Consider the following 21,585-nt stretch of genomic DNA (forward strand, 5'->3'; position numbering starts at 1 on the left):
GGTTTTACGTATCTCGGGGACTAGTGTTCTGACAGATTGTGATCCATTGAGGGGTCCGGTGAAGATGTGATGGCCAAGAAACCAAAAGAGCCGCCACAGACTGGCGAGCATCGGACCGATAAGAAGCAAGACTCTCTGCTCGAACTCCTGCGGAGCGTTGATCTGTCCGGCTTCGATCTGACCCGCGACCGCGACACCGGCCGGGACTAGCCCGCCACAGCTCTGTTTCCTTCTTGTTCTTCCGGCGGGACTCGTTATGACATTATGACAGAAACAGACCCAGGGAGACGCCGCATGAACATCCAGGCCCGACTGGAATTCCAGAGATTGCGGCAGATGGCAGGGCTCTCGTTCGACGAAGTTGCCACGCTGGCGTACGTCTCGGCGCGGCAAGCCCGACGCTACGAAGATTTTAGCGAGGCGGGCTGTGATCCTTCCCCGCTCGTGCTTGAAAAACTGCTGGGCGCATCACGATGGAACGAGGCCGTGGAGCGGACGGAGCCGAATTCCGGGCAGGCATCCGAACCAAGCTTCACGTTTATCGATCTGTTCGCGGGAATAGGAGGGCTACGTCGGGGCTTTGAGCCGGTCGGTGGCGAATGCGTTTTCACCAGCGAGTGGGATCGGTATTCTCAAAAGACATATCGAGCCAACTTTGGTTTTGAGCACCCTCTAGCGGGGGACATTACCAAGGTCCCTCTGGCTCAGATTCCCAAGCATGATGTCCTTCTTGCCGGATTCCCCTGCCAGCCATTTTCGATTGCGGGCGTCTCGAAGAAGAATGCCTTAAATCGTCCGCACGGGTTTCGCTGCGAGGCCCAAGGCACACTCTTTTTCAACGTCGCAGAAATTATCGAGCATCATCAGCCGCGCGCCTTCCTTCTGGAAAACGTAAAGAACTTGGTAAATCACGATGGAGGGCGTACTTTCGACGTAATTTGCAGAACTCTTGAGGACGAGTTAAAATATAAGGTCCACTGCAGAGTTATTAATGCCAAATCTTTCGTGCCACAAAATCGCGAGCGAATTTTCATTGCCGGCTTCAAGGACGATGATGGTTTCGATTTTGAGAGTTTGGTAGTGCCAGACCCCATGACGGGACCTCGCCTATCGAGCGTCTTGCACCCCGAAGACGGCAGCGAACCGGAAGACAAGTCGTACACGGATAGCCGAGGTCGAGTTCTCGAAAAATATACGCTCACGGACCACTTGTGGGGCTATCTTCAGAAATACGCGGTCAAGCATCAGGAGCGGGGAAACGGGTTCGGCTTTGGGTTGGTCGGTCCCGATGATGTCGCGCGCACCCTTTCGGCTCGATACTATAAGGACGGCTCAGAGATACTGGTGCAACAGCTTGGGAAAAATCCCCGTCGACTGACGCCAAGGGAATGCGCGAGACTGATGGGCTTCGAGGCACCGGGGAAAACAGAAATATCGATACCTGTTTCAGACACGCAAGCCTATCGGCAGTTTGGCAATGCCGTCGTGGTTCCGGTCGTCAAATCCATCGCGGCGCATATGAAGCCTTGGCTCATCAGTCGGGATGCGAAGTCGGTCTCGCCTGAGCGGAAGTTTGCCCTTGTCGCATGACATAGTGGATTCTGCGACCCGGAGTCGGATGATGTCCGGCATAAGGGGGGCTAATACGAAGCCGGAAATGATCGTCCGACGCGGGCTGCATGCCCGGGGATATCGCTTCCGACTTCACGACCGAAAGCTGCGTGGCAGGCCTGATATGGTCTTGCCGCGCCATTCGGCTGTCATTCTGATCCACGGCTGTTTCTGGCACGCTCATGATTGCCATCTATTCAGATGGCCGAAGAGTCGTGGCTTGTTCTGGCGCGAGAAAATTTCCGGGAATCGCGAGCGGGACATTGAAAATTTTGCTGCTCTTCGAAGCGAGGGATGGAGGATCCTCCAGATATGGGAGTGCGCGCTAAAGGGACGATCCCGACTGGGACCTGAGAAAGTTGTCGAATTAGCCGCCGAGTGGCTTAAATCGGGCGAACAGGCGGGGGAAATCAGGGGGACCGATGCCGACGATTGAGCTGACTGATTGGCTAGATGAATTCGGCGGCGCCGGATTCGTATGGTACGTCAAACGGCTCTCGGGCAATGACACGCTCGCTAACGGCACCCATCAGTATGGTCCGCATCTCAAGAAGGAATTTCTGTTCGAAATTCTTCCATCGATCAATCGAACAGAGGTGAAGAACCCGGATGCTCACCTGAACCTTTATCTGGACTCGCACCTGGATCACCGAGAAGCACGGGTGATCTACTACAACAACAAATTTCACGGGAACCCAAAGAACGGCCGAAACGAAACCCGCATCACAAATTTGGGCGGTTCGGCGTCAGCTCTGTTGGACCCGGAAAGCACCGGCGCTTTGACCGTTTTCGCCTTTGGCCTTGACGCCCAAGGTTTGGCTCGGGACTGCCACGTCTGGGTTTGCCGGCATGAGACTGAGGAGGACGTTGTTGAGGACCGGATCGGCCCGGTCGAGCCTGGCAAGGCCATTGTCTGGCCGCCGGCACAATTGCCGCTCTTGGGACCGCTTCAGGCCCGCACGCACTGCCGTCTCGACGATCACGAGATTCCCGCGTCATGGTTCCTGAAATTCCCCACCGGGCTTGAGCTGGTTCGAAAAGCTATTGAGCTGCGACCTGATTCCAGCCTCGATCCCGATCAACGCCTCCTGCGACGACGCGACTGCGAATATGAGATTTTCCAGAGTGTCGAGCGTGCGATCGAGTTTCCAGCCATAAAGGCAGGATTTTCCACCGTGGATGATTTCCTGGCCCACGCACAAAGCATTTTGCAGCGACGAAAAGCTCGGTCAGGCAGGTCGCTGGAGTTGCATACCCGTCAAATCTTCATTGAGGAACAGCTCAAGGAAGGCCAGCATTTCTCACATCAGCCCGAGTCCGAGCCAAACAAATGGCCCGATTTCCTGTTTCCCTCGGAAGCCGCATACAAGGACGCCAGTTTTCCGACGGGAAGGCTCCGCATGCTGGCGGTGAAGACGACCTGCAAGGACCGGTGGAGGCAGGTGGTGAGCGAGGCCGACCGGATCCCGATCAAGCACCTCCTCACGCTGCAGCAGGGAGTTTCGGAAAACCAATTTGCCGAAATGGTTGGGGCCGGGGTTCGGTTGGTCGTCCCCACTGGCTTAGTGAAGTCGTTCCCCAAGTCAGTCAGACCCCATTTGCAGACGCTTGAAAGCTTTATCGGCGATGTTCGCTTGTTGACGACTTGATCCTCAGCCGCGATCCCCGCTGCTGCAGACGCCCCGCGGGATCGCCTAGCACCAAGGCTCCCGCCGCCCCGTCCAGGTCCGCGCCAGCCCCTCTCCCACCAGCACGTCGCCGAGCGACCGCCCGCCGCGGGTGACAATGCGGAGCTTGCGGCCATAGCTGTCCTCGTCGCGGCCGCTGGCAAGCCAATGCAGCTCGAACGGACCGGCGGCGAGGAGCGTTCGCATGCGCACGGTGGCGCGGGCCGCGAGCTCGCTCTCGTAGGCGCAGCGGCCATGGACTTCAGGAGTATCGATATCGGCGACGCGGACGCGCGTACCACCATAGTCGAACGTATCGCCGTCGATCACCCGCACGGAAACCGAGACGCGCACGGTGTCTGCCTGCCCGCGACCCACCGGTTCCGCCCGTTGCGGCGACCGTTCCTGCGCCCTTAGAATGGCGCGCGAGCGTTCGGCTTCCGCGTAGGGATCGGGACGGGCAACAGGCGGCGCCGGGGCCTCGACGGCGATTTCGGGTGGCGGCCACAAGCGCGTGGCCTGAAAGGCGAGCAAGCCGAGCAGGAGCCCGCCCCAGATCATCATCCGGGCCTCGTTCCACGAGCGCCGGCGGACATAGATCTGCCAGTCCGCGGGCAATTGTCGTCGGCGTCTGCCCATCAGAGCAGACTAGCGCGCCGACCTATCCAACTTGCTAACGCCGCTTCGCGAAGCTATGATCTGACCAGCTAGTCAGATGAGGATGCGATGGTCGCGGAACGCAAGGGCCGCTGGAAGCTCGAGGATGCGAAGGCGCGGTTCAGCGAGGTCGTGCGCCGCGCCGCCAGCGAGGGCCCGCAAACCGTCACGGTGCGCGGGCGCGAGGCGGCGGTCGTCCTGAGCAGCGAGCAATACGAAAAGCTGCGCCCCGCCCCGGCGGAGCGGCCCAGCCTGCTCGAGCTCCTGCGCAGCGTCGATCTCGAGGGCCTCGATCTCACGCGCGAGCCCGATTACGGCCGGGACGTCGATCTTTGATCGGCTGGCTGCTCGACACCAACGTCATCAGCGAGCTGAACAAGCGCAATTGCGCACCGCGGGTGGAGGCATGGTTTCGGGTTCAGCCCGAAGAGCGGCTCTTTCTGAGCGTCCTGACCCTGGGCGAATTCGACAAGGGACTCTTTCTGCTCGATCCGGCCGATCCGAAACATGCGCGCCTCACCGGACTTCGCGATGCGCTGGAAGAGCGGTTAAAGGACCGCACATTGCCGGTTTCGAGAGCGGTCGCCGCCCGCTGGGGCGAAATTACGGCCCGGGTGAAGGCCGAGGCCGGCCACCCTCCGCTGGTCATCGACACGCTCCTCGCGGCGACGGCGATCGAGCATGGCCTCTATCTCGCCACGCGCAACACGAAGGATGTGGCGCGCTCGGGGGCGGCCTTGTTCAATCCGTGGCTGGACGATCCCGCCGGCTTTCCGCTCGAATCCTGATCGGCCCGGCCGAAAATACTACTTTCGGGCGATGCCCTCCCGCTGCCGCGGGTGCCCCGTCGCAACGCCCCCGCTCAGCTCCGCCACCCAGGGAAACTCCCGCGCCACCGCCTGGCCGGGTGATAAAAGTCCGTGAGACTCAATCCACCTTGAACCATGTAAGGTGCCAGCGTTCGCGATTTTGCCGTAGGGCTGCTTTTCGCCAGCTCGAACGAAACAGCCCCACGCTGTCCCATAGGGCCACTTCTTGATCTCGATCGTTTCCACTTCAACCTGCGACACCGAGGGGTTCCAGGTTTCCTTACAGGCACGAAAAGGTAGGCGACGGCCGTTGGCCTCCCAGAGCTGAAAGAGGTTCTCCCTTTGGTGGTAGCTCGCCATGAGTGAAGGCTCTTGCGCGATTAACGATCGCCGCTCGGCCTGAAGTACCACTTCAGGCCGATTTCTCCCGCTGCCGTGGATGCCCGGTGGCCACACCCCCGCTCAGCTCCGCCACCCAGGGAAACTCCCGCGCCACCTCCTCGTCATAGCCGAGGTTGAACACCGTCGGGCTCTTCTTCGGCCGCTCGGGGCGGTCGTAGAAGGTCTTGAAAACCTTGTCCCAGAAGAAGGTGGTGATCCCGTAATTGCCGTTCTCGTCGTGGAAATGGTGGGCCATGTGGCGCTTCTTCATTTCCGCGATCAGCGGCGATTTGGGCTTGTAGGCGAGGTGCTGGATGCAGTGGACGAACTCGTAGACGCAGGTCGTGACCATGCCCGTCGCCAGCGCCATGAAGCCTGTCCCGAGCGCAGCCGAGGGGCCGGCGCCCCAGAAGGAGCCGATCGCATAGCCCATCGGGAAGACGCCCAGCGCGATCGTCGGCAGCGTGGTGTGGAGCGCTCCGAACAGGACCTCGAGATGGTTGGGATCCTGGTGATGATCGTAGTGGATCCGCTTCCACGTCGACGCCGCCCATTTGTGCCGCCACATCCAGCGGCTGTGAAGGACGTAGCGGTGGATGAGGTACCAGAAGAGCGGGTAGGCGAGGCTCGCCGCGAGAATCGCGAGCAAGGTCGGCGCCGCCGGCGCGGGGCGCCACGCGTAGAGGCCGAGCGAAAGGGCCGCGAAGGCGAGATAGGCGATGATCGCCGGATACTGGAAATAGGCGATCACCAGCTCGCGCAGAGTCATCTTGTCGAGATGATGCTCGCGTCTCCAGAAGGAGGGGCGCCAAAGGACCGAGGCTTCCTGTGCAGTCTTCACGTCATGTGTTTCCATTTGTCGTCGTAGCGCGCTCAGCCGCGGCGGGCGAGCGCTTTGCCGTTTCCATATGGGAGCGCGGCCTAAAGCTGCAATATGGCGCTTTTGGGACATTGCTCGCCGCGCGGTGACTCGCCCGAAGCGAGCGGCTATCAGCCACTCATGAGCGAAATCACCATCGTCCCCGTCGCGTCCAAGGCCGACAAAAAAGCCTTCGTCGAGCTTGCCTACAGGCTCAATCTTTCCGATCCCAATTGGGTGCCGCCCCTCAAGGACGAGGTGCGCGGCCTGATCACGCCGGGCAAGAATCCCTGGTTCGAGCATGCCGAGGCCGCCTTCTTCCTCGCCAGGCGCTCCGGCAAGGTCGTCGGGCGGATTTCGGCCCAGGTCGACAGCCTCGTCCAGGAGCATATGGGCGCCGGGATCGGCCAATGGGGCATGTTCGAGGCCGAGGACGAGGAGATCGCCAAGGCCTTGTTCGCCGCGGCCGAGAACTGGCTCCGCGCCAAGGGCATGACCCGCTCCATGGGCCCCTTCTCGCTCGGCATCTGGGACGAGCCGGGGCTGCTGGTCGAGGGGCACGATCACCCGCCGATGGTGATGATGGGCCACAATTCGCCGCTTTACGAAGCCTGGGTCGAGGGCGCCGGCTATCGCGGCATCAAGGATCTTTTCACCTACGACGTGCCGTCCTCGCACGGCTTCCCGCCGCTGATCGAGCGGATCGTCGCCTCGGGCGAGAAGAACCCGCGAATCCGCGTCCGCCAGGTCAACAAGAAGAAGTTCGACGAGGAGGCGGCGCTGATCCTCTCGATCCTCAACGAGGCATGGTCCGACAATTGGGGCTTCATCCCGCTGACCGACAGCGAAATCGCCTATGCCGGCAAGAAGCTGAAGCCGATCGTGCTCGAGGACATGATCCTCATCGCCGAATATGACGGCGAGCCGGTCGCCTTCATGATGGGCCTTCCCGACATCAACGAGTTCATCAAGGACCTGAAGGGCGAGCTGTTTCCGTTCGGTGTGTTCAAGCTATTGTGGCGCCTTCGAAAGATGCGGCCCAAGGGCGGGCGCGTGCCGCTGATGGGCGTGGTGAGCAAGCTGCACGCGACCCGGCTCGCCAGCCAGCTCGCCTTCATGATGATCGAATATATCCGGCGCGCGGGCTACGGCCATTACGGAATCGTCCGCGCCGAGGTCGGCTGGATCCTCGACGACAACACGCCGATGATCTCCATCGCCGACGCGATCGAAAGCAGGAACAACCGGCGCTACCGGATCTACGAAAAGCCGCTCTAGGCGGCGCATTTTCGAAGCTTCCCCTCCTCTTTCCGCCGGATTATGATTCGCTTTTTTGCAACTAAGGGGGCAATCGAGATGAAGGTTTTGGCTCTGGCTTCTGCTGCGGTGCTGATCACTCTGGCGGGCTGCAATCAGCGCGGCGCCGGCGCGAACGACAGTTCGGCGAACGCGGCGGCGGGCAATGCGTCCGGCGGCAAGGATTCGGCCAACGGCAACAGCGCGGCTTCAAACGAAATCGCCGGCGTCTCCGGGGGCAAGGATTCGGGCGGCGCGGCGCCGGCCGGCACCGGCCCCGTCACTCTCGACCGCGCCTTCGTCGTCGGCCGCTGGTCGGACGACGGCGATTGCAGCGACGTGATCGAGTTCACCCAAGACGGCCGCTTCATCACCGCCAACGGCGCAGGCGGCCTGTGGAACCTGGACGGCGACCGGCTGACGATGACCGGCCGGGCGACGGCGACGATCCGCCTCTCGCCGATCGACCAGAATACGATGACGGTCATCAACGCCGACGGCTCGCTCGGCCGCTCGACGCGCTGCTGACCCGCGGGCGCCGCGGCTCGAGGGCCGCGGCGCCGACCGGAACCGGCGTGGAATCCGCCCGTTCTTGCTCCAATGCTTTGAAGGAGCAACCAAATGGGCAGCGCACGCGAACTGATCGATACGGGCACCGACAAACGCTACGTCCGCCGCGACAGCAAGGGACGATTCAAGGAATCGGACGATGTCGGCCGCAGCCTCGCCGCCGACCGGCGGCAGAAGGCCAAGACGAAGGTTTCTTCGGGCCAGGGCGATCGCGGCGACCAGAAACGCGGTTGAGCGCAAAGCGGCTCGCTTCACCGCAAAACCGCCCCGTGGGGCATTCGTGCCCCACGGCGACCGTGCTATGTGAGTCGCGGCGCGCGTGACACGGTAAATCTTGCTGCCGTAGCACGGGTCCGGCCCTCAGGCCGACCGAACGCATCGTGGGGAACGCAAGTCCCACCGCGCGCCACTCTTTCAGCAGCGACTATTTTCTTGCCGTCGCAGAAGCTTCGCAAGAGGCGCGTAAGCCTCAATTTTTCTCTTTCTCAAGAACTTGCTTTGCAGAACGCGAAAACACTCTAAGCTCACCTTCGAAACGTTCGTTTCCGAGGGGGGCAATCATGATCAATCCGACGCGCGTGGCGCTTTTTTCGAGCTTGTCTTCATTCGCCCTGGCCGCTTCGCCGGCGCTTGCGCAGAACCCGCAGCCCGCGGCGCCGCCGGCCGCCGCGAACGAGGATCCCGCTCCCGACGCCGCCATCATCGTCACCGGCACCCGGCGCACCGATCGCACCGTGGCCGACAGCCCGGTGCCCGTCGACGTGATCGGCGCCGAGGCGATCCAGAACAGCGGCCAGACCGAAACGAACAAGATCCTCAACAATCTCGTGCCCTCGTTCAATTTCCCGCAGCCCTCCATCGCCGACGGCACCGACGCGCTCCGCCCGGCCACCCTGCGCGGCCTGAGCCCGGACCAGACGCTGGTGCTGGTCAACGGCAAGCGCCGCCACGTCTCTGCCCTCCTCAACATCAACGGCACGGTCGGCCGCGGAAGCGCGGCTGTAGATCTCAACATGATCCCGGGCATGGCGATCAGCCGAATCGAGGTGCTTCGTGACGGGGCCTCCTCGCAATACGGCTCCGACGCCATTGCCGGGGTGATCAACATCCAGCTGCGCGGCGCCGATCATGGTGGGCGCGTGACCGCGACCTACGGCCGCTACCACACCACCTTGAACGACGTCGCCAACGTCACCGGCCTGCAGACCAGCGGCGGCCAGCCCTTGCTCGACCCCGCCGACAATCGGGTCTTCGCCGCCACCGCCGACGGCGAGCGCCACGCGCGGGACGGGCAGACCTACACTCTGGGCGCCAATATCGGCCTTCCGATCGGCCCGAACGGGTTCGTCAACCTGACCGCCGAGTATCGCGACCGAAATCCCACCAATCGCGCGGGATACGATCTCAGGCCGAACTACAACCGGCCGGCGCCCCCGGCCTTCGATCCGCGCGAGCTGAGCTTCAACCGGCTCGAATTCCGCTATGGCGATGCGGAGACTCAGGACATCAACCTGTTCGTCAATTCAGGCCTGGAAGTGGGCGGCGGCTGGGAGCTCTACGCCTTCGGCTCCTACGGCGAGCGCGACGGCCTCAGCGCCGCCAACTACCGCAACCAGAACGCCGCCGCCAATCGCGACTTCGGCGCGCTACTGCCCAACCAGACGCCCAATGCCGCCAATTTCGTACCTCTGACGGCCGATGGCTTCCTCCCCTATATCGACACCGACCTGCAAGATTATGCGGGCACGGCCGGCGTGCGCGGCGAGGTGGCGGGCTGGAACGCGGATTTTTCGATCGGCTACGGGCATAACAGCTTCGATTATACGGTCAGGAACACGCTCAACACCTCGTTCGGCACCAACAGCCAGAACGTGTTCGACGCGGGCGGCCTTCGCTACGGGCAGACGGTCGCCAACCTCGATTTCTCGCGCCAGTACGACGTCGGCCTGGCAACGCCGCTTTCGGTCGCGGTCGGCGCCGAATATCGAAGCGAGAATTTCCAGATCCGCCCCGGGGATACGCAGTCCTTCGCGACCGGCCCGCTGTTCCGCGCCTCGTTCGCGACCACGGCCGCCAATTGCGCGACCCAGCAGGGCGTCTACAATGCCGGCACCGGCATTTGCAGCTTCCCCGGCCGCGCCGCCCCGGCCGGCGCCCAGGGCTTCCCCGGCATCCCGACGGCCAGCACGACCGACGAGGGCCGGCACAGCTTTGCCGGCTATGTCGAGCTCGATGCCGATCTGTTCGAGAATTTCACTGCCGTCCTCGCCGGCCGCTTCGAGCATTTCTCCGACTTCGGAAGCACCGTGAACGGGAAGCTGGCCGTGCGCTACGAGCCGGTCAGCGGCTACGCGCTTCGCGGATCGATCTCCAACGGCTTCCGCGCCCCCTCGCTGCACCAGCAATTCTTCACCACGACCTCGACCAACTTCATCAATGGCCTGCCGGTCGACATCTCGACCCTGGCCGTCAACAGCCCGGTGGCGCGCGCGCTCGGCTCGCGCGATCTCGAGCCCGAAAAGTCGCTCAACTTGAGCTTCGGAGGCACCGCCAATCCGGTCCCCGGCCTTACCCTCACGGTCGATTTCTACCGCATCGACATCGACAACCGGATCGTGCTGACCGAAAATCTCGGCGCCGCCGGAAGCGGCACGGCGGCGGTCAACGCGGCGGTCAAGGCGGTGCTCGACGCCAACGGCTTCCAGAGCGTCGGCGCCGCGCGCTTCTTCGTCAACGGCCTCGACACCCGCACCCGCGGAGTCGACGCGGTCGCCTCCTACCACTTCCGCACGTCCGACGTCGGCTCCTGGACGCTCACCGCCGCCTACAATTACAACCACACGACGATCGAGCGCCGGCTCAACAATCTCGGGCCGCTCGCGACCATTCCCGGGATAGTCCTGTTTGGCCGGGTCGAGGGCATCCGCTTCACCGACGGCCAGCCTAGCGACAAGATCGTGCTCAGCGCCGACGGCGAACTCGGCGATTTCGGCCTTACGGTTCGGACGACCCGGTTCGGAGACGTGGTCGCGCCGGGGGCTACGGCGCCGATCGCCGATCCGAACAGCCTCGTCCTGCTCGGACCCGACGATATCCTCCTGGGGGCCAAGTGGATCACCGACCTCGAGCTTCGCTACCGCGCGGCGGGCCGTCTCGACCTCGCGATCGGCGCAGACAACATCTTCGACGTCTACCCGGATCGCTCGCCGTTCGGCGCGCGCCCGGCGTCGGTGGGCGGCGTCTACCCGATCAACCAATATTATCTGCCCTATTCGGGCTTCTCGCCCTTCGGCTTCAACGGCCGCTTCCTCTACGCGCGCGCCTCGATCGACTTTTAGGCTCCATTGGCCGGAGGCGGGATCGGAATGCTGGGTGTGAACACGAAGCGCCCGGGCAAGGCGACCTTCCGGGATTCCTTCGCGTCGGTCAGATCGCACGCGCCATATTTGAGCTGTGCGCTGACCGACGCGTCGCCCGCGGACCCGGCGAGGATGTGCCCGCTCTCGATCGACAGAGCGAGGCCGCGCACCTTCGCCGTGAGCGCGAGCGTGAAGCGCATCGAAAAGGGCGGGCAGCCGGCCACGCTCACCTTCAGTACCGGGTGGACCTCGCGCACGAACTCGTGCTCGGCGAGATGGACGATGGCGGTTTCCCCGGGGGGATGCTTCGCCGGATCCGCATAGGCCCGGATCGCGTTCGCCTTGGCCCAGCCCTGCGCGAGCAGGGCGATCAGGTCGCAGTCGAGCAGCCCACGCAACACGCCGGAGGCTTCATCGGCGATGAAATCCCAGGCGAGGCCCGCCGGACACGAATTCGGATTGTCGCGCATCTCCTGATCGACCGCCGGCCCGAGCGAGAGCCCCTCCGGCAAGAGATCGGAAATTCTGATCGCCCTCCGTTCAGTCATTCCCGCTCCTCCCGTTCGACGATGGGTTCGCCGCCTTCGAACATCGTGGCGCCGGGCGCCAGGACCGCGCCGAGCCGGACGTCCGGACCCGCGAGGCCGATTTCGTGACCCCTGATTGCGCCAGCGTTGCGGTCTAGCGACGGATCCACTGTGACGTGCGGCAACGGCAGGGGCGGCGGGACCGGCTTAGGCCAGAGGAGGCGCTTGATCGACCATCCCGCCGTCATGAGCACGAGCATCCCACCCGCCCCGAGCAAGAGCGGGATGAGCCAGTCCGGCTCCTCGGGCCGAGGCGGCGGCGGTGGAGGGGGTGGCGGCGGCGGAGGCGGAGGTGGGGGCGGCGGCGAGGGTAGCGGCGGCGTGGCGTCCTGCACGACCACCTCGAATATCGGGCGGAAGCCGAGCCGCGCTCCCAGCTGGCGATTGATGTTGATGCCGAGCTCGAGCCGGCCAGCGGCGCGCGAGACTGCCGAATAGGATCTTCCGATCACGAACGGCTCGCCGCCGCCGATGCGGGCAATGACGGCACCAAGCGGAGCGCCTTGAAGCGGCCGGCTCAGATTGTCGGAACCCGGTTGCCCCGCTGGGTCGAGCGGCGGAGGCGCGGGCGTAGCGGAGCCCATCGCAGACGGATCGGCGGGAGAAGGATCGGCTTCCTGCACGTCGGGTTGGAGCGCGTCGGGATCGACGGGCGCTTGCTGGGCCGGAGATGCTTCGCGAGCAAGCCCCCTTGCAGTGATGGTCAGTTGGTCGCCTTCGCCGACATCGATACGCGTGTCGGTCCACTCGAACTCCGTCCCCAATTGCACGATCGCGCCGCGGGATACGGGCGATTGTTGCTGCGGCTGTGGAGGCGACTGAGCGACGCCCTCGGCGGCCAAGCCCGGGCTCAATGCCAGCAACAGGATAGGCACGCGCGCAATCGACATCGGCCGCGTCTCCCCCATCCGGGATTGTCAGCCTCGGCGCTGCGCCTGTCAACCGGACGAAGTCAGTCGATATCCACCCAGGTCGGCGCGTGATCGCTGGCCTTTTCGCGGCCGCGATACTCCTTGTCGACGCCGGCGTCGCGCAGGCGATCGGCGGCCTGGGCGCTGAGCAGCAGGTGGTCGATGCGGAAGCCCGCGTCGCGCTGCCAGCAGCCCGCGGTATAGTCCCAGAAGGTGTAGACCGCGCCTTCGGGATAGCGGGCGCGGACGGCGTCGGTGAAGCCGAGGTTGAGTATCCGGCGGAAGGCCTCGCGGCTTTCAGGCTGCATCAATGCGTCGTGGCGCATCGCCTTGGCCGAGAAGACGTCGTCGGGATCGTCGGTGGGAATCACGTTCCAATCGCCGGCCAGCACCGTCGGCCGCTCCTCGGCCAGCAGCTCCAAAGCGTGTGCGCGGAGGCGATCCATCCAGGCCAGCTTGTAGGCGAACTTCTCGGTGCCCACCGGATTACCGTTGGGAAGATAGATCGATCCGATCGTCACCCCCGCCACCTCCGCCTCGATATAGCGGCTGTGCGTATCGTCGGGGTCGCCGGGCAGGCCCGTGCGGCGGAGCGCCACCGGGCTGCCCGCGGGCGCGAGGATGGCGACTCCGTTGAAGCCCTTCTGACCGTGCCATGCGCCGTCATAGCCGGCGGCACGGATATCCATGATCGGAAAGGAATCGTCGTCGCACTTGATCTCCTGAAGGCAGAGCGCGTCGGGCTTCTGCTCGTCCAGATATTCGATCAGCCGCGGCAGGCGGGCGCGGACGCCGTTGAGGTTGTAGCTGACGATCTTCATCGGGCCGCTCTAACCGCGCGGAAACGCAAAGCCTAGCACGCGCCGCATTACCGGCGTAGCGTGGTCGCAAGCGGGCAATGAGCCCGGGGGAGGATAATGGAATGAATTCAACGCCGGAGGCGAAGAGCGGGCACATCCGCCTCACATCCCACCCCGGGTCGCGCGGGCCGGTTCGCTTTCCGCTCCACTGGGGCGCGGCCAGCGCGGCCGAGCGCGGGCCGGTGATCGCCACCGTCAATTCCGGCAGCCTGCGCAACGCGATCGGGGCCCATGGCGGCTCCTATTCGATCTATCGCGCGCTCGCCATCTCCTCGGGGGCGATGGACCCGCAGGCGCGTCCGGACCTGCAGGATACGTCGCCAGTCTGCGAGATCGGGCCGCACAAGCAATGGGGCGACGCCACGAAGATCGTCTCGCTCGATCCATGGGGCCACCGCGTCGCTCACGATTTCGCCGACCTGATCACCGAGGAGATCGATCTTCGCCCCTCGATCGCGATCACAAAGGCGCGGCTGACTCTGCACGAGATCAAGGAGGCGATCGCCCACGGCCGCCTCGCGGTGGACGGCGAGATCGTCCACGAGGCGGGCGACGTCTCGGTGACCAAGATTGCGGTCGATCCCGTCTGGTGGCTGCCCGGCGTCGCGGAAAGGTTCGGGGTCGGCGAGGGCGCGCTCCGCCGCTGCCTGTTCGAGCAGACCGGCGGCATGTATCCCGAGCTCGTCACCCGGCCCGATCTCAGCGTGTTCCTGCCGCCGATCGGGGGCATGACGCTCTACATCTTCGGCGATCCCGAAGCGCTGGGGCAGAAGAAGCTGACCTGCCGGGTCCACGACGAATGCAACGGATCGGACGTGTTCGGCTCCGACATCTGCACCTGCCGGCCCTACCTGACCCACGGCATCGAGGAGGCGACGCGGGCGGCGCAGGAAGGCGGAGTCGGCCTGATCGTCTACAACCGCAAGGAAGGCCGCGCATTGGGCGAAGTGACCAAGTTCCTCGTCTACAACGCGCGCAAGCGCCAGCCGGGCGGCGACCAGGCGGCGACCTATTTCGAGCGGACCGAGTGCGTCGCCGGGGTGCAGGACGCGCGTTTCCAGCAGCTCATGCCCGACGTCATCCACTGGCTGGGGATCGAGCGGATCGACCGCTTCGTCTCGATGTCCAACATGAAATACGACGCGCTCGTCGGCGGCGGAGTCGAGATCGGCGAGCGTGTGCCAATCCCCGACGACCTCATTCCGCCCGACGCCAGCGTCGAGATGGAGGCCAAGAAGGCGGCCGGCTATTTCACGCCCGAAGGAGCGCCGAGCGAGGACCAGCTGCGCTCCACCGTCGGCCGCGACCTCGGGAAATTCTGATGTTCTTGCGCCTTCCGTGCTCCGGCGAAGGCCGGAGCGCTGGCCATGAGCAAAGCCCCGGAGGTCACTGCGCCCTATCCACCGCTCCGGCCTTCGCCGGAGCACGGGTCGCCTGAGTGACGGCGGATACAGGCATGCAGACTGATGCAATGCGCTCTCTGCTGAGTGCTGCCGCGGTCCGCGAGCGGGCGCACGAGATGCTGGAGATCGCGCTTGTCGGGGGGGTCGGGGGATGGGCGGTCGACCTCGACCGCCTCCCGGCCGCGGCGGACCTGACGGCCGCGACGACGCGCGACCAATATCCGGATCTCCAGATTCCCTTCCACGCCCGCGCCCGCCATTTCGTCGCCGGGCGGCCGAAGCTGCCCGAGGGCGACCCGGCGAGCCGCGCGCGCGCCGCCTTCGATCTCGTCATCCTCTCCGTGCTGCTTGATGCCGGCACCGGCCCCGGCTGGCGCTTCGTGGATCCGGTCGGCGGCGGCACTTATACCCGCTCCGAAGGCCTCGCCGTCGCCAGCCAGCGCATGTTCGAGGCCGGCGCGCTCGACGACCCCGCGTCGCTCGACGCCCGGACTCTCGCCGAGGGTTTTCAGGCCGGCGAGGACAATCCCCTCCTCGGCCTCGACGGCCGAGCCGCCTTGCTTCGCCGGCTGGGAGAGCAGGTGCGCGCCCGCTCCGACCTGTTCCCGAACGGCCGTCCCGGCGGCCTCTACGATACGCTCGCGGGGCGCGCGCAGGGCGGCCGCCTCCCCGCACCGGCCATTCTCGAGACTCTGCTTGAGGCGCTCGGCCCGATCTGGGCGGACAGGCTCACGATCGGCGGCGTTCCGCTCGGCGATTGCTGGCGCCACCCGGCGATCCGCCGCGACGATGCCAGCGACGGACTCGTGCCCCTGCACAAGCTTTCGCAATGGCTGTCCTACTCACTGATCGAGCCGCTCGAGGAATCGGGCATCGAGGTGGTCGATGTGGACGGGCTCACCGGCTTGGCCGAATATCGCAATGGCGGCCTCTTCGTGGACACCGGCGTGCTTCGATTGGCCGATCCGGACGCGGCGACGCGAGCGCACAACGTCTCCGATCCGCTGATCGTCGCCTGGCGAGCGATGACCGTCGCCCTGCTCGACCGGATGGCGCCGCTGGTGCGCGAGCGGCTCGGCGTCACGGCGACCCAATTTCCTCTCGCCCGGATGCTCGAGGGCGGCTCCTGGCTCGCCGGCCGCCGAATCGCGGCCGAGCTACGCCCGGGCGGGGGCCCCCCTTTCACCATCATCAGCGACGGGACGGTATTCTAGATGGACGGACTGACGATCGTTTCGCACCCTTTGGTGCAGCACAAGCTCACCCTGCTCCGCGACAGGAACAGCTCGATCCAATTGTTCCGCTCGGTTGTGCGCGAGACCGCGGCGCTGCTCTGCTACGAAGTGACGCGGGACCTGCCGACCGAGTTGATCGACATCGAGACGCCGATCGCGGCAACCCGTTCGCCGGCCATTTCCGGCAAGAAGCTGGTCATAGCCCCGATCTTGCGCGCCGGCCTGCAGATGGCGGAGGGCATGCTGGATCTGTTGCCCTCCGCTCGCCTCGCCCATGTCGGCCTCTACCGCGACCCGGTGTCTCTCGGGGCGGTTGAATATTATTTCAAGACGCCGGAGGATTGCGCGGAGCGGCTGGTGATCATCGTCGATCCGATGCTCGCGACCGGACACACGGCGATCGCCGCGATCGACCGGCTGAAGGAGGCGGGCGTGTGCGACATGCGCTTCGTCTGCCTGCTCGCCGCGCGGCCGGGCGCCGAGGCCGTCCGCGCCGCCCATCCGGACGTTCCGATCTGGGCGGCGGGGATGGACGAGCAGCTCAACGATCACGGTTACATCATCCCCGGCCTCGGCGACGCCGGAGACCGGACCTACGGGACTCGCTGACGGGCCTTAGCGAGAGTCATCCCGGCGAAAGCCGGGACCCATGAACCGAACCACTTGGGAAGATTCGACGAGGTTCTCGCCTCTTTCTTATCGGCCGCGTTCATGGGCCCCGGCCTTCGCCGGGGTGACTCCGTTTGGTCCTAGATTCCGAAGCTGGTGCCGCAGCCGCAGCCGGAGGCGGCGTTGGGGTTGGTGACCTGGAAGGCGGCGCCGCCGAGGCTCTCGACGAAATCGACCACCGAGCCGCGCACGAGGTCGAGCGAGATGGGGTCGACAACCAGGGTTACGCCGTCCTGTACGGCGCGCGCATCTTCCGCGTCGATCTCCTCGGCGAGGCCGAAGCGGTACTGGAAGCCGGCGCAGCCGCCGCCGTCGACGGAAAGGCGCAGGATCGCCGGCTTGCTCTGGCGCTCGGCGATCGCCGCCACCCGGGCGGCGGCGGACGGGGAAAGGGCGATTTCGCTCATGGCGTTAAAATAGGGCGTCGGGGGCCGCGAAACCAGCCCCGCGGCTCAGCTCCTGGTGCGGTAGCCGCAGACGATGCCGAAGATGAAGGACATGAACAGCCCCATCTGCACCTGCCCGGCGGGGTCGCTCCAGCCGAGCATCTTACCGCCGAAGGCGAACAGCCCAAGGAAACAGACCAATCCGACGCCAAGCATGAGGACCTCCCTAGATCCGGCACAAAGGAGGATCGCACAGGCTGGTAAAGGAGCGGTGAACGCTTGCGGCCGTTCCCGCTTGAGGCCATAGGCCGGACGATGAAAATCCGCATCTACGTGACCCTGAAGAACGGCGTTCTCGACCCGCAGGGCAAGGCGATTCATCACGCGCTGGAAGGGCTCGGCTTCGAAGGCGTGAAGGGCGTTCGCGCCGGAAAGCTGATCGAGCTCGAGGTCGACGATTCCACCGGCGACGACGCGCTCGACGAGATGTGCCGCAAGCTGCTCGCCAACACGGTGATCGAAAATTACCGGATCGAGCGGGGGGAGAAAGCGGCGTGAGGAGCGCCGTGATCGTCTTCCCGGGCTCCAATTGCGATCGCGACATGGCCGAGGCGATCCGGCTGGTGAGCGGCGCCGAGCCGGCGATGGTTTGGCACCGCGAGAGCGCGCTGCCCGACCGGTTCGATTTGATCGCTGTGCCGGGCGGCTTTTCCTATGGCGACTATCTGCGATCGGGGGCGATGGCCGCGCAGTCGCCGGTGATGCGCGCGGTGAAGGAAGCCGCCGACCGTGGAGTCGCCGTGCTCGGCGTCTGCAACGGCTTCCAGGTGCTGGCCGAGGCGCGCCTTCTGCCCGGCGCGCTGATGCGCAACGCCGGCATCCGCTTCGTCTGCCGCGACGTGGCGCTGACCGTCGAGAACAGCCAGTCCGCCTTCACCGCCCGCTATCAGGCGGGCGAGGAGATCGTCATCCCCGTCGCCCATCATGACGGCAATTACCAGGCCGATCCCGAGACGCTCGACCGGCTCGAGGGCGAAGGGAGAGTCGCCTTCCGCTATCGCGCCGACGTCAACGGATCGGCGCGCGGCATCGCCGGCATCCTCAATGAGGCCGGCAACGTGCTCGGCATGATGCCGCATCCCGAGCGAATGGTGGAAGCCGCCCACGGCGGCCAGGATGGACGCCGGCTGTTCGAAGGCTTGCTCGAAACGGTCGGCTGACGGCGCAATATTCAGGCATTGCGGTGGAGTAACGACCGAACTTGCCTCAAAGGGTGGGGAGTGTCATCTTGCGCCTCACGCGGCCGAACCCGGCGACCATTGCACCGGGTCTTGCGCGAGGGAGGCTCAAATGGCTGACCAGGATGCGGCGGGCGTCGGGGACAGCCTGGACGAGGCCGGTGGCCGCAAGACGGCCCCGCAAGGCTTCCGCAAGGGCGGCAGCCGCGATCCCAAGGTCTTCGTCCTGTTGCGCGAGCTCAGCGAGGTTCACCTGCTGCTCGACAACGTCTCGGGCAATCCCAACACCACCGTTTCCGAACGGACGACCGAGGAGAAGCTGAAGCAACAGGGGCTCGACTCGGATTGGATCGAGAAGATTTGCGAAATCAGCTGGCCGCCGGACGGCTCCAACGAAGAAAAGGCCGACGATGCCGCGCTGCTGATCCGCGCCAAGGACTATCTCAATCGCTTGTCCGCCCCGGCGAGCGGATCGACCATTGCCTTCACCCTGCTGGTCACCCAGGGCGACGCGGCGCCGCAGCGATCCAGGCTGGCCTCCCTTTGGGGTCAGCATGAGGGCGACCAGGCCCCTCAGCATCGCCCCCCGACCCGCCGGTCCCTCGCCGAGACCGCCTATCCCGACCTGATCGGCAAGGCAGCCGGGTTTCGCCGGGCGATGCTGTGGATCAGCCTCAGCCTCGTCTTCGCCTTGCTCCTGACGTGCGCCATTTCCTGGTACGTCGCCTATGGCAATGCGGCGCTCGCCGAACTGGAAACTGCGCGCGTCGCGGTCGCAACGGCTCAGGATCGGGTGGACGAAGCCGAAGCGGGCGTCGTCTCGCCTTCCCCTGCCGCCACCCCGCGGGGGGAGCGCGCCACCCGCGCCGCCGCCGGCCTGGCGACCGGCCAGGCGGCGACAAGCGCTCCCGCCGCCGCAACCAGGCCCTTCGTCGCCTATTGCGCAACCAAGCCCTACCAGACCGCGGATCAGTCCCGGTTGTGCAACGCCAGGGACAACGCCTTGGCCGACAAGCAGCGGATCGAGCGCCGCCTCGCCGACTGGCTGTGCTGGGACCTGTTCGGCGATTGCTCCAACCCGGCCAAGGTCGCCGACGCGACCTCGCGGGCTGCGGCGATGGCGACGATCATGGGCACCGCCGTGCTGCCCTTCCTTTACGGGTTGCTCGGCGCCGGCGCGGCGATCATTCGCTCGCTCTCGCGCAAGATCAGGGCGAGCTTGCTGAGCCCGCGCGACCTGCATCTGTCGTTCCAGCAGCTCGCGCTCGGCGCGGTCATCGGCGCCTGCATCGGGCTGTTCGTCTCCGCGCCCGGCGGGGAGGGGGACGGCGACAACATCCTCGGCCCGGTCACCCTTTCGGCGTCCGCCATTTCCTTCGTGGCCGGCTTCGGAGTTGAAGCCGTCTTCCAGGCGATCGAGGCGCTGATCGCCCGGATCTTCAACCTCACGTCGGCGACTCCGGCGGGCAACCGGGGCGATGGCGTCGCCAGTTGATCAAGGAAGCCGGAAGCCCCCCGGTTGATTTAATAAGCCTGCTTATTATATGCGGGCCGCCATGGAAAATTTCGCGTTCGAGATTGTCGAGACGGCGCGGCTCATCCGCCGCGAGGCCAACAAGCGCGCGGCCGTGCTGGGCGCGACGAAGGCGCAGTGGCGAGTGCTTGCACGGCTTCACCGCGGCGGCGGGGGAATTCGCCAGGTGGAGCTGGCCGAGGCGCTCGACGTCGAGCCGATCACGCTCTGCCGAATGATCGACCGGCTCGAGGAGGCCGGGCTGGTCGAGCGCCGGCGCGACGAGGCGGACCGGCGCGCCTGGCGAATCCACCTCACCGAAGAGGCCGCGCCGGTTCTCGCGAAGCTCGAGGCGATGGGGCTCAGCTTCAACGCCGACATCCTCGCCGGCATCACCGAGTCGGACCGGGAGGCGGCGCTGCGCGTTCTCGCCCGTATCCGCCGCAATCTCGACCAGATCGAACAGGGACTTGAAGAAGCGTCATGAGCGAAGCGGACCCCAAGGTGCAGGCCGAAACCGCGGTCGAAGCGGCGCCCGAGGCTGAGCGCAAGAAGAGGCCGTGGAAGCTCATCCTGATGCTTTCGGTCCCGCTGATCCTGCTCGCCATTGGCGGCTATCTGTGGCTGACCTCGGGCCGCTACGTCTCGACCGACAATGCCTATGTCCAGCAGGACATGGTCTCGGTCGCCCCTGAAGTGAACGGCGTGATTCAGGAGGTCCTGGTCCACGAGAATCAGCGGGTTCGCCGCGGCCAGCTTCTTTTCCGGATCGACCCGCGGCCGTTCCGCATCGCGCTGGCCCAGGCCGAGGCGCAGATCGCCGCCGCCGAGGTGCAGGTCAACCAGCTCGAAGCGCGTTCGGCGGGGACCGGCGCCGACATCGCGGGTGCGCAGGCCAATCTGGCCTATCAGCAAACCGAATATTCGCGGATTCATGCTCTCCTGCGCCAGGGCTGGATCACCCGCAGCCGCCACGACGAGGCGCTCCACAACCTCCAGGAAGCGCGCGAGCGCCTCGCCAATGCCCGCGCCGCGGCGGCGACCGCCGGAGCCGCCCTGCGCGGCGGCGGGGATGCAAGCCAGCCGGCGGTGGAGGCGGCCCGGGTCGCCCGCGAGCAGGCCCTGCTCAACCTGTCGCGAACCGAGGTCCGGGCGCCCGCCGACGGCGTGGTCAGCCAGACCGACCGGCTGCAGGTCGGCGCGGCGGTGGTGATCGGCGTTCCGGTCGTCACCCTCGTTCGAAGCGCCACGACCTATGTCGAGGCCAACTACAAGGAAACCGACCTCGCCAACATGTATGTCGGCCAGCCCGCCGAGATCGAGGTCGACGCATATCCGGGGCTGGACGTCAGGGGCCGCGTCGCCAGCATCGGGGCGGGCACGGGATCGCAATTCTCGGTCCTTCCGGCGCAGAATGCGAGCGGCAACTGGGTCAAGGTGCGCCAGCGCGTGCCGGTCCGGATCGCCATCGACCGCGATCCCGGCCGGCCGATGATCGCCGGCCTTTCGACCAGCGTCACCGTCGACACCGGCGAGCGGCCGCGCCAGCAGCAAGCCTCGCGGCGCTAGGGCCG

Annotated in this window: 24 protein-coding genes; 17 read left to right on the forward strand and 7 right to left on the reverse strand. The window is 65.4% G+C overall.

Features of this window, described 5'->3' with window-relative positions; all coding sequences use genetic code 11:
• Positions 1-336: 336 nt before the first annotated feature.
• The 3 genes from dcm to E6G92_09505 are packed head-to-tail and all read left to right on the forward strand — an operon-like array spanning position 337 to position 3,260.
• Entirely contained in the window at positions 337-1,590 is a 1,254-nt protein-coding gene (gene dcm / locus E6G92_09495) for a DNA (cytosine-5-)-methyltransferase (GenBank protein TMJ20782.1), read from the forward strand.
• On the forward strand, positions 1,544-2,047 hold the full coding sequence (vsr, locus tag E6G92_09500) for a DNA mismatch endonuclease Vsr (protein ID TMJ19970.1): 504 nt from the start codon (positions 1,544-1,546) through the stop codon (positions 2,045-2,047). The genes dcm and vsr overlap by 47 nt, the downstream gene beginning before the upstream one ends.
• The gene (locus E6G92_09505) at positions 2,034-3,260 is read left to right on the forward strand and encodes a type II restriction endonuclease (GenBank protein TMJ19971.1); all 1,227 of its coding nucleotides are present in this window, start codon (positions 2,034-2,036) and stop codon (positions 3,258-3,260) included. Before vsr ends, E6G92_09505 begins: the two co-directional genes overlap by 14 nt.
• Before the next feature lie 45 nt (positions 3,261-3,305).
• On the opposite strand, the gene E6G92_09510 is transcribed toward E6G92_09505, so the two are convergent.
• Complete coding sequence (locus E6G92_09510; protein TMJ19972.1) at positions 3,306-3,917, reverse strand: thermonuclease family protein; 612 nt, start codon at positions 3,915-3,917, stop codon at positions 3,306-3,308.
• Between the two features lie 87 nt (positions 3,918-4,004).
• On the opposite strand from E6G92_09510, the gene E6G92_09515 reads away from it, so the two are divergent.
• Both E6G92_09515 and E6G92_09520 read left to right on the forward strand, forming a co-directional pair.
• Positions 4,005-4,271 carry a type II toxin-antitoxin system Phd/YefM family antitoxin gene (locus E6G92_09515; GenBank protein TMJ19973.1) on the forward strand — a complete coding sequence of 89 codons (267 nt, stop codon included), beginning with the start codon at positions 4,005-4,007 and terminating at the stop codon, positions 4,269-4,271.
• Complete coding sequence (locus tag E6G92_09520; GenBank protein ID TMJ19974.1) at positions 4,268-4,723, forward strand: type II toxin-antitoxin system VapC family toxin; 456 nt, start codon at positions 4,268-4,270, stop codon at positions 4,721-4,723. The genes E6G92_09515 and E6G92_09520 overlap by 4 nt, the downstream gene beginning before the upstream one ends.
• A gap of 18 nt (positions 4,724-4,741) precedes the next feature.
• On the opposite strand, the gene E6G92_09525 is transcribed toward E6G92_09520, so the two are convergent.
• A complete protein-coding gene (locus E6G92_09525) occupies positions 4,742-5,104 on the reverse strand; it encodes a hypothetical protein (protein TMJ19975.1) in 363 nt (120 codons plus the stop codon).
• Between the two features lie 52 nt (positions 5,105-5,156).
• Entirely contained in the window at positions 5,157-5,981 is an 825-nt protein-coding gene (locus E6G92_09530; protein TMJ19976.1) for a sterol desaturase family protein, read from the reverse strand.
• A 144-nt stretch (positions 5,982-6,125) separates the two neighbouring features.
• Between E6G92_09530 and E6G92_09535 the strand changes: the two genes are divergently transcribed.
• The 4 genes from E6G92_09535 (at position 6,126) to E6G92_09550 (ending at position 11,188) form a co-directional block, all read left to right on the forward strand.
• Positions 6,126-7,262, forward strand: a complete 1,137-nt coding sequence (locus tag E6G92_09535; GenBank protein ID TMJ19977.1) for an N-acetyltransferase — start codon at positions 6,126-6,128, stop codon at positions 7,260-7,262.
• A 78-nt stretch (positions 7,263-7,340) separates the two neighbouring features.
• Positions 7,341-7,808, forward strand: coding sequence for a hypothetical protein (locus E6G92_09540; GenBank protein TMJ19978.1), 468 nt, complete (start codon positions 7,341-7,343; stop codon positions 7,806-7,808).
• 93 nt (positions 7,809-7,901) lie between these two features.
• Positions 7,902-8,084 carry a hypothetical protein gene (locus tag E6G92_09545; protein TMJ19979.1) on the forward strand — a complete coding sequence of 61 codons (183 nt, stop codon included), beginning with the start codon at positions 7,902-7,904 and terminating at the stop codon, positions 8,082-8,084.
• 326 nt (positions 8,085-8,410) lie between these two features.
• Positions 8,411-11,188 carry a TonB-dependent receptor gene (locus E6G92_09550; GenBank protein TMJ19980.1) on the forward strand — a complete coding sequence of 926 codons (2,778 nt, stop codon included), beginning with the start codon at positions 8,411-8,413 and terminating at the stop codon, positions 11,186-11,188.
• Here the strand turns inward: E6G92_09550 and E6G92_09555 are convergent.
• The 3 genes from E6G92_09555 to xth all read right to left on the reverse strand — a co-directional run bounded on the left by E6G92_09555 (position 11,185) and on the right by xth (position 13,528).
• Positions 11,185-11,757, reverse strand: coding sequence for a hypothetical protein (locus E6G92_09555; protein ID TMJ19981.1), 573 nt, complete (start codon positions 11,755-11,757; stop codon positions 11,185-11,187). The genes E6G92_09550 and E6G92_09555 overlap by 4 nt on opposite strands.
• Positions 11,754-12,686: a hypothetical protein gene (locus tag E6G92_09560; GenBank protein ID TMJ19982.1), complete on the reverse strand. Its 933-nt coding sequence runs from the start codon at positions 12,684-12,686 to the stop codon at positions 11,754-11,756. The genes E6G92_09555 and E6G92_09560 overlap by 4 nt, the downstream gene beginning before the upstream one ends.
• Positions 12,687-12,748: 62 nt before the next feature.
• Complete coding sequence (xth, locus tag E6G92_09565; protein TMJ19983.1) at positions 12,749-13,528, reverse strand: exodeoxyribonuclease III; 780 nt, start codon at positions 13,526-13,528, stop codon at positions 12,749-12,751.
• 101 nt (positions 13,529-13,629) lie between these two features.
• Here xth and E6G92_09570 point away from each other — a divergent pair, with 101 nt between their 5' ends.
• From E6G92_09570 to E6G92_09580, 3 genes are all read left to right on the forward strand, one after another.
• A complete protein-coding gene (locus E6G92_09570; protein TMJ19984.1) occupies positions 13,630-14,889 on the forward strand; it encodes a GTP cyclohydrolase II in 1,260 nt (419 codons plus the stop codon).
• A 149-nt stretch (positions 14,890-15,038) separates the two neighbouring features.
• Complete coding sequence (locus E6G92_09575) at positions 15,039-16,184, forward strand: DUF1688 family protein (protein ID TMJ20783.1); 1,146 nt, start codon at positions 15,039-15,041, stop codon at positions 16,182-16,184.
• Positions 16,185-16,814 carry a uracil phosphoribosyltransferase gene (locus E6G92_09580; GenBank protein ID TMJ19985.1) on the forward strand — a complete coding sequence of 210 codons (630 nt, stop codon included), beginning with the start codon at positions 16,185-16,187 and terminating at the stop codon, positions 16,812-16,814.
• Positions 16,815-16,954: 140 nt separating this feature from the next.
• On the opposite strand, the gene E6G92_09585 is transcribed toward E6G92_09580, so the two are convergent.
• Positions 16,955-17,281 carry an iron-sulfur cluster assembly accessory protein gene (locus tag E6G92_09585; GenBank protein ID TMJ19986.1) on the reverse strand — a complete coding sequence of 109 codons (327 nt, stop codon included), beginning with the start codon at positions 17,279-17,281 and terminating at the stop codon, positions 16,955-16,957.
• A gap of 294 nt (positions 17,282-17,575) precedes the next feature.
• On the opposite strand from E6G92_09585, the gene purS reads away from it, so the two are divergent.
• The 5 genes from purS to E6G92_09610 all read left to right on the forward strand — a co-directional run bounded on the left by purS (position 17,576) and on the right by E6G92_09610 (position 21,580).
• Positions 17,576-17,818, forward strand: coding sequence for a phosphoribosylformylglycinamidine synthase subunit PurS (purS, locus tag E6G92_09590; GenBank protein ID TMJ19987.1), 243 nt, complete (start codon positions 17,576-17,578; stop codon positions 17,816-17,818).
• On the forward strand, positions 17,815-18,480 hold the full coding sequence (gene purQ, locus E6G92_09595) for a phosphoribosylformylglycinamidine synthase subunit PurQ (protein TMJ19988.1): 666 nt from the start codon (positions 17,815-17,817) through the stop codon (positions 18,478-18,480). The genes purS and purQ overlap by 4 nt, the downstream gene beginning before the upstream one ends.
• A 130-nt stretch (positions 18,481-18,610) precedes the next feature.
• Entirely contained in the window at positions 18,611-19,993 is a 1,383-nt protein-coding gene (locus tag E6G92_09600) for a hypothetical protein (protein TMJ19989.1), read from the forward strand.
• A 61-nt stretch (positions 19,994-20,054) separates the two neighbouring features.
• Entirely contained in the window at positions 20,055-20,498 is a 444-nt protein-coding gene (locus E6G92_09605; protein TMJ19990.1) for a MarR family transcriptional regulator, read from the forward strand.
• Positions 20,495-21,580: an HlyD family secretion protein gene (locus E6G92_09610; GenBank protein ID TMJ19991.1), complete on the forward strand. Its 1,086-nt coding sequence runs from the start codon at positions 20,495-20,497 to the stop codon at positions 21,578-21,580. Before E6G92_09605 ends, E6G92_09610 begins: the two co-directional genes overlap by 4 nt.
• Positions 21,581-21,585 lie beyond the last annotated feature (5 nt).

The organism is Alphaproteobacteria bacterium (assembly GCA_005883305.1).
Taxonomy (GTDB): Bacteria; Pseudomonadota; Alphaproteobacteria; order Sphingomonadales; family Sphingomonadaceae; genus Allosphingosinicella.

Bases quoted from the DNA above. Each gene is read 5' to 3' on its own strand.
- dcm (TMJ20782.1), top strand. From the start codon at position 337: ATGGCAGGGCTCTCGTTCGACGAAGTTGCCACGCTGGCGTACGTCTCG.
- vsr (TMJ19970.1), top strand. From the start codon at position 1,544: ATGCGAAGTCGGTCTCGCCTGAGCGGAAGTTTGCCCTTGTCGCATGAC.
- E6G92_09505 (TMJ19971.1), top strand. From the start codon at position 2,034: ATGCCGACGATTGAGCTGACTGATTGGCTAGATGAATTCGGCGGCGCC.
- E6G92_09510 (TMJ19972.1), bottom strand. From the start codon at position 3,917: ATGGGCAGACGCCGACGACAATTGCCCGCGGACTGGCAGATCTATGTC.
- E6G92_09515 (TMJ19973.1), top strand. From the start codon at position 4,005: ATGGTCGCGGAACGCAAGGGCCGCTGGAAGCTCGAGGATGCGAAGGCG.
- E6G92_09525 (TMJ19975.1), bottom strand. From the start codon at position 5,104: ATGGCGAGCTACCACCAAAGGGAGAACCTCTTTCAGCTCTGGGAGGCC.
- E6G92_09530 (TMJ19976.1), bottom strand. From the start codon at position 5,981: ATGGAAACACATGACGTGAAGACTGCACAGGAAGCCTCGGTCCTTTGG.
- E6G92_09535 (TMJ19977.1), top strand. From the start codon at position 6,126: ATGAGCGAAATCACCATCGTCCCCGTCGCGTCCAAGGCCGACAAAAAA.
- E6G92_09540 (TMJ19978.1), top strand. From the start codon at position 7,341: ATGAAGGTTTTGGCTCTGGCTTCTGCTGCGGTGCTGATCACTCTGGCG.
- E6G92_09545 (TMJ19979.1), top strand. From the start codon at position 7,902: ATGGGCAGCGCACGCGAACTGATCGATACGGGCACCGACAAACGCTAC.
- E6G92_09550 (TMJ19980.1), top strand. From the start codon at position 8,411: ATGATCAATCCGACGCGCGTGGCGCTTTTTTCGAGCTTGTCTTCATTC.
- E6G92_09555 (TMJ19981.1), bottom strand. From the start codon at position 11,757: ATGACTGAACGGAGGGCGATCAGAATTTCCGATCTCTTGCCGGAGGGG.
- E6G92_09560 (TMJ19982.1), bottom strand. From the start codon at position 12,686: ATGTCGATTGCGCGCGTGCCTATCCTGTTGCTGGCATTGAGCCCGGGC.
- xth (TMJ19983.1), bottom strand. From the start codon at position 13,528: ATGAAGATCGTCAGCTACAACCTCAACGGCGTCCGCGCCCGCCTGCCG.
- E6G92_09570 (TMJ19984.1), top strand. From the start codon at position 13,630: ATGAATTCAACGCCGGAGGCGAAGAGCGGGCACATCCGCCTCACATCC.
- E6G92_09575 (TMJ20783.1), top strand. From the start codon at position 15,039: ATGCGCTCTCTGCTGAGTGCTGCCGCGGTCCGCGAGCGGGCGCACGAG.
- E6G92_09580 (TMJ19985.1), top strand. From the start codon at position 16,185: ATGGACGGACTGACGATCGTTTCGCACCCTTTGGTGCAGCACAAGCTC.
- E6G92_09585 (TMJ19986.1), bottom strand. From the start codon at position 17,281: ATGAGCGAAATCGCCCTTTCCCCGTCCGCCGCCGCCCGGGTGGCGGCG.
- purS (TMJ19987.1), top strand. From the start codon at position 17,576: ATGAAAATCCGCATCTACGTGACCCTGAAGAACGGCGTTCTCGACCCG.
- E6G92_09600 (TMJ19989.1), top strand. From the start codon at position 18,611: ATGGCTGACCAGGATGCGGCGGGCGTCGGGGACAGCCTGGACGAGGCC.
- E6G92_09605 (TMJ19990.1), top strand. From the start codon at position 20,055: ATGGAAAATTTCGCGTTCGAGATTGTCGAGACGGCGCGGCTCATCCGC.
- E6G92_09610 (TMJ19991.1), top strand. From the start codon at position 20,495: ATGAGCGAAGCGGACCCCAAGGTGCAGGCCGAAACCGCGGTCGAAGCG.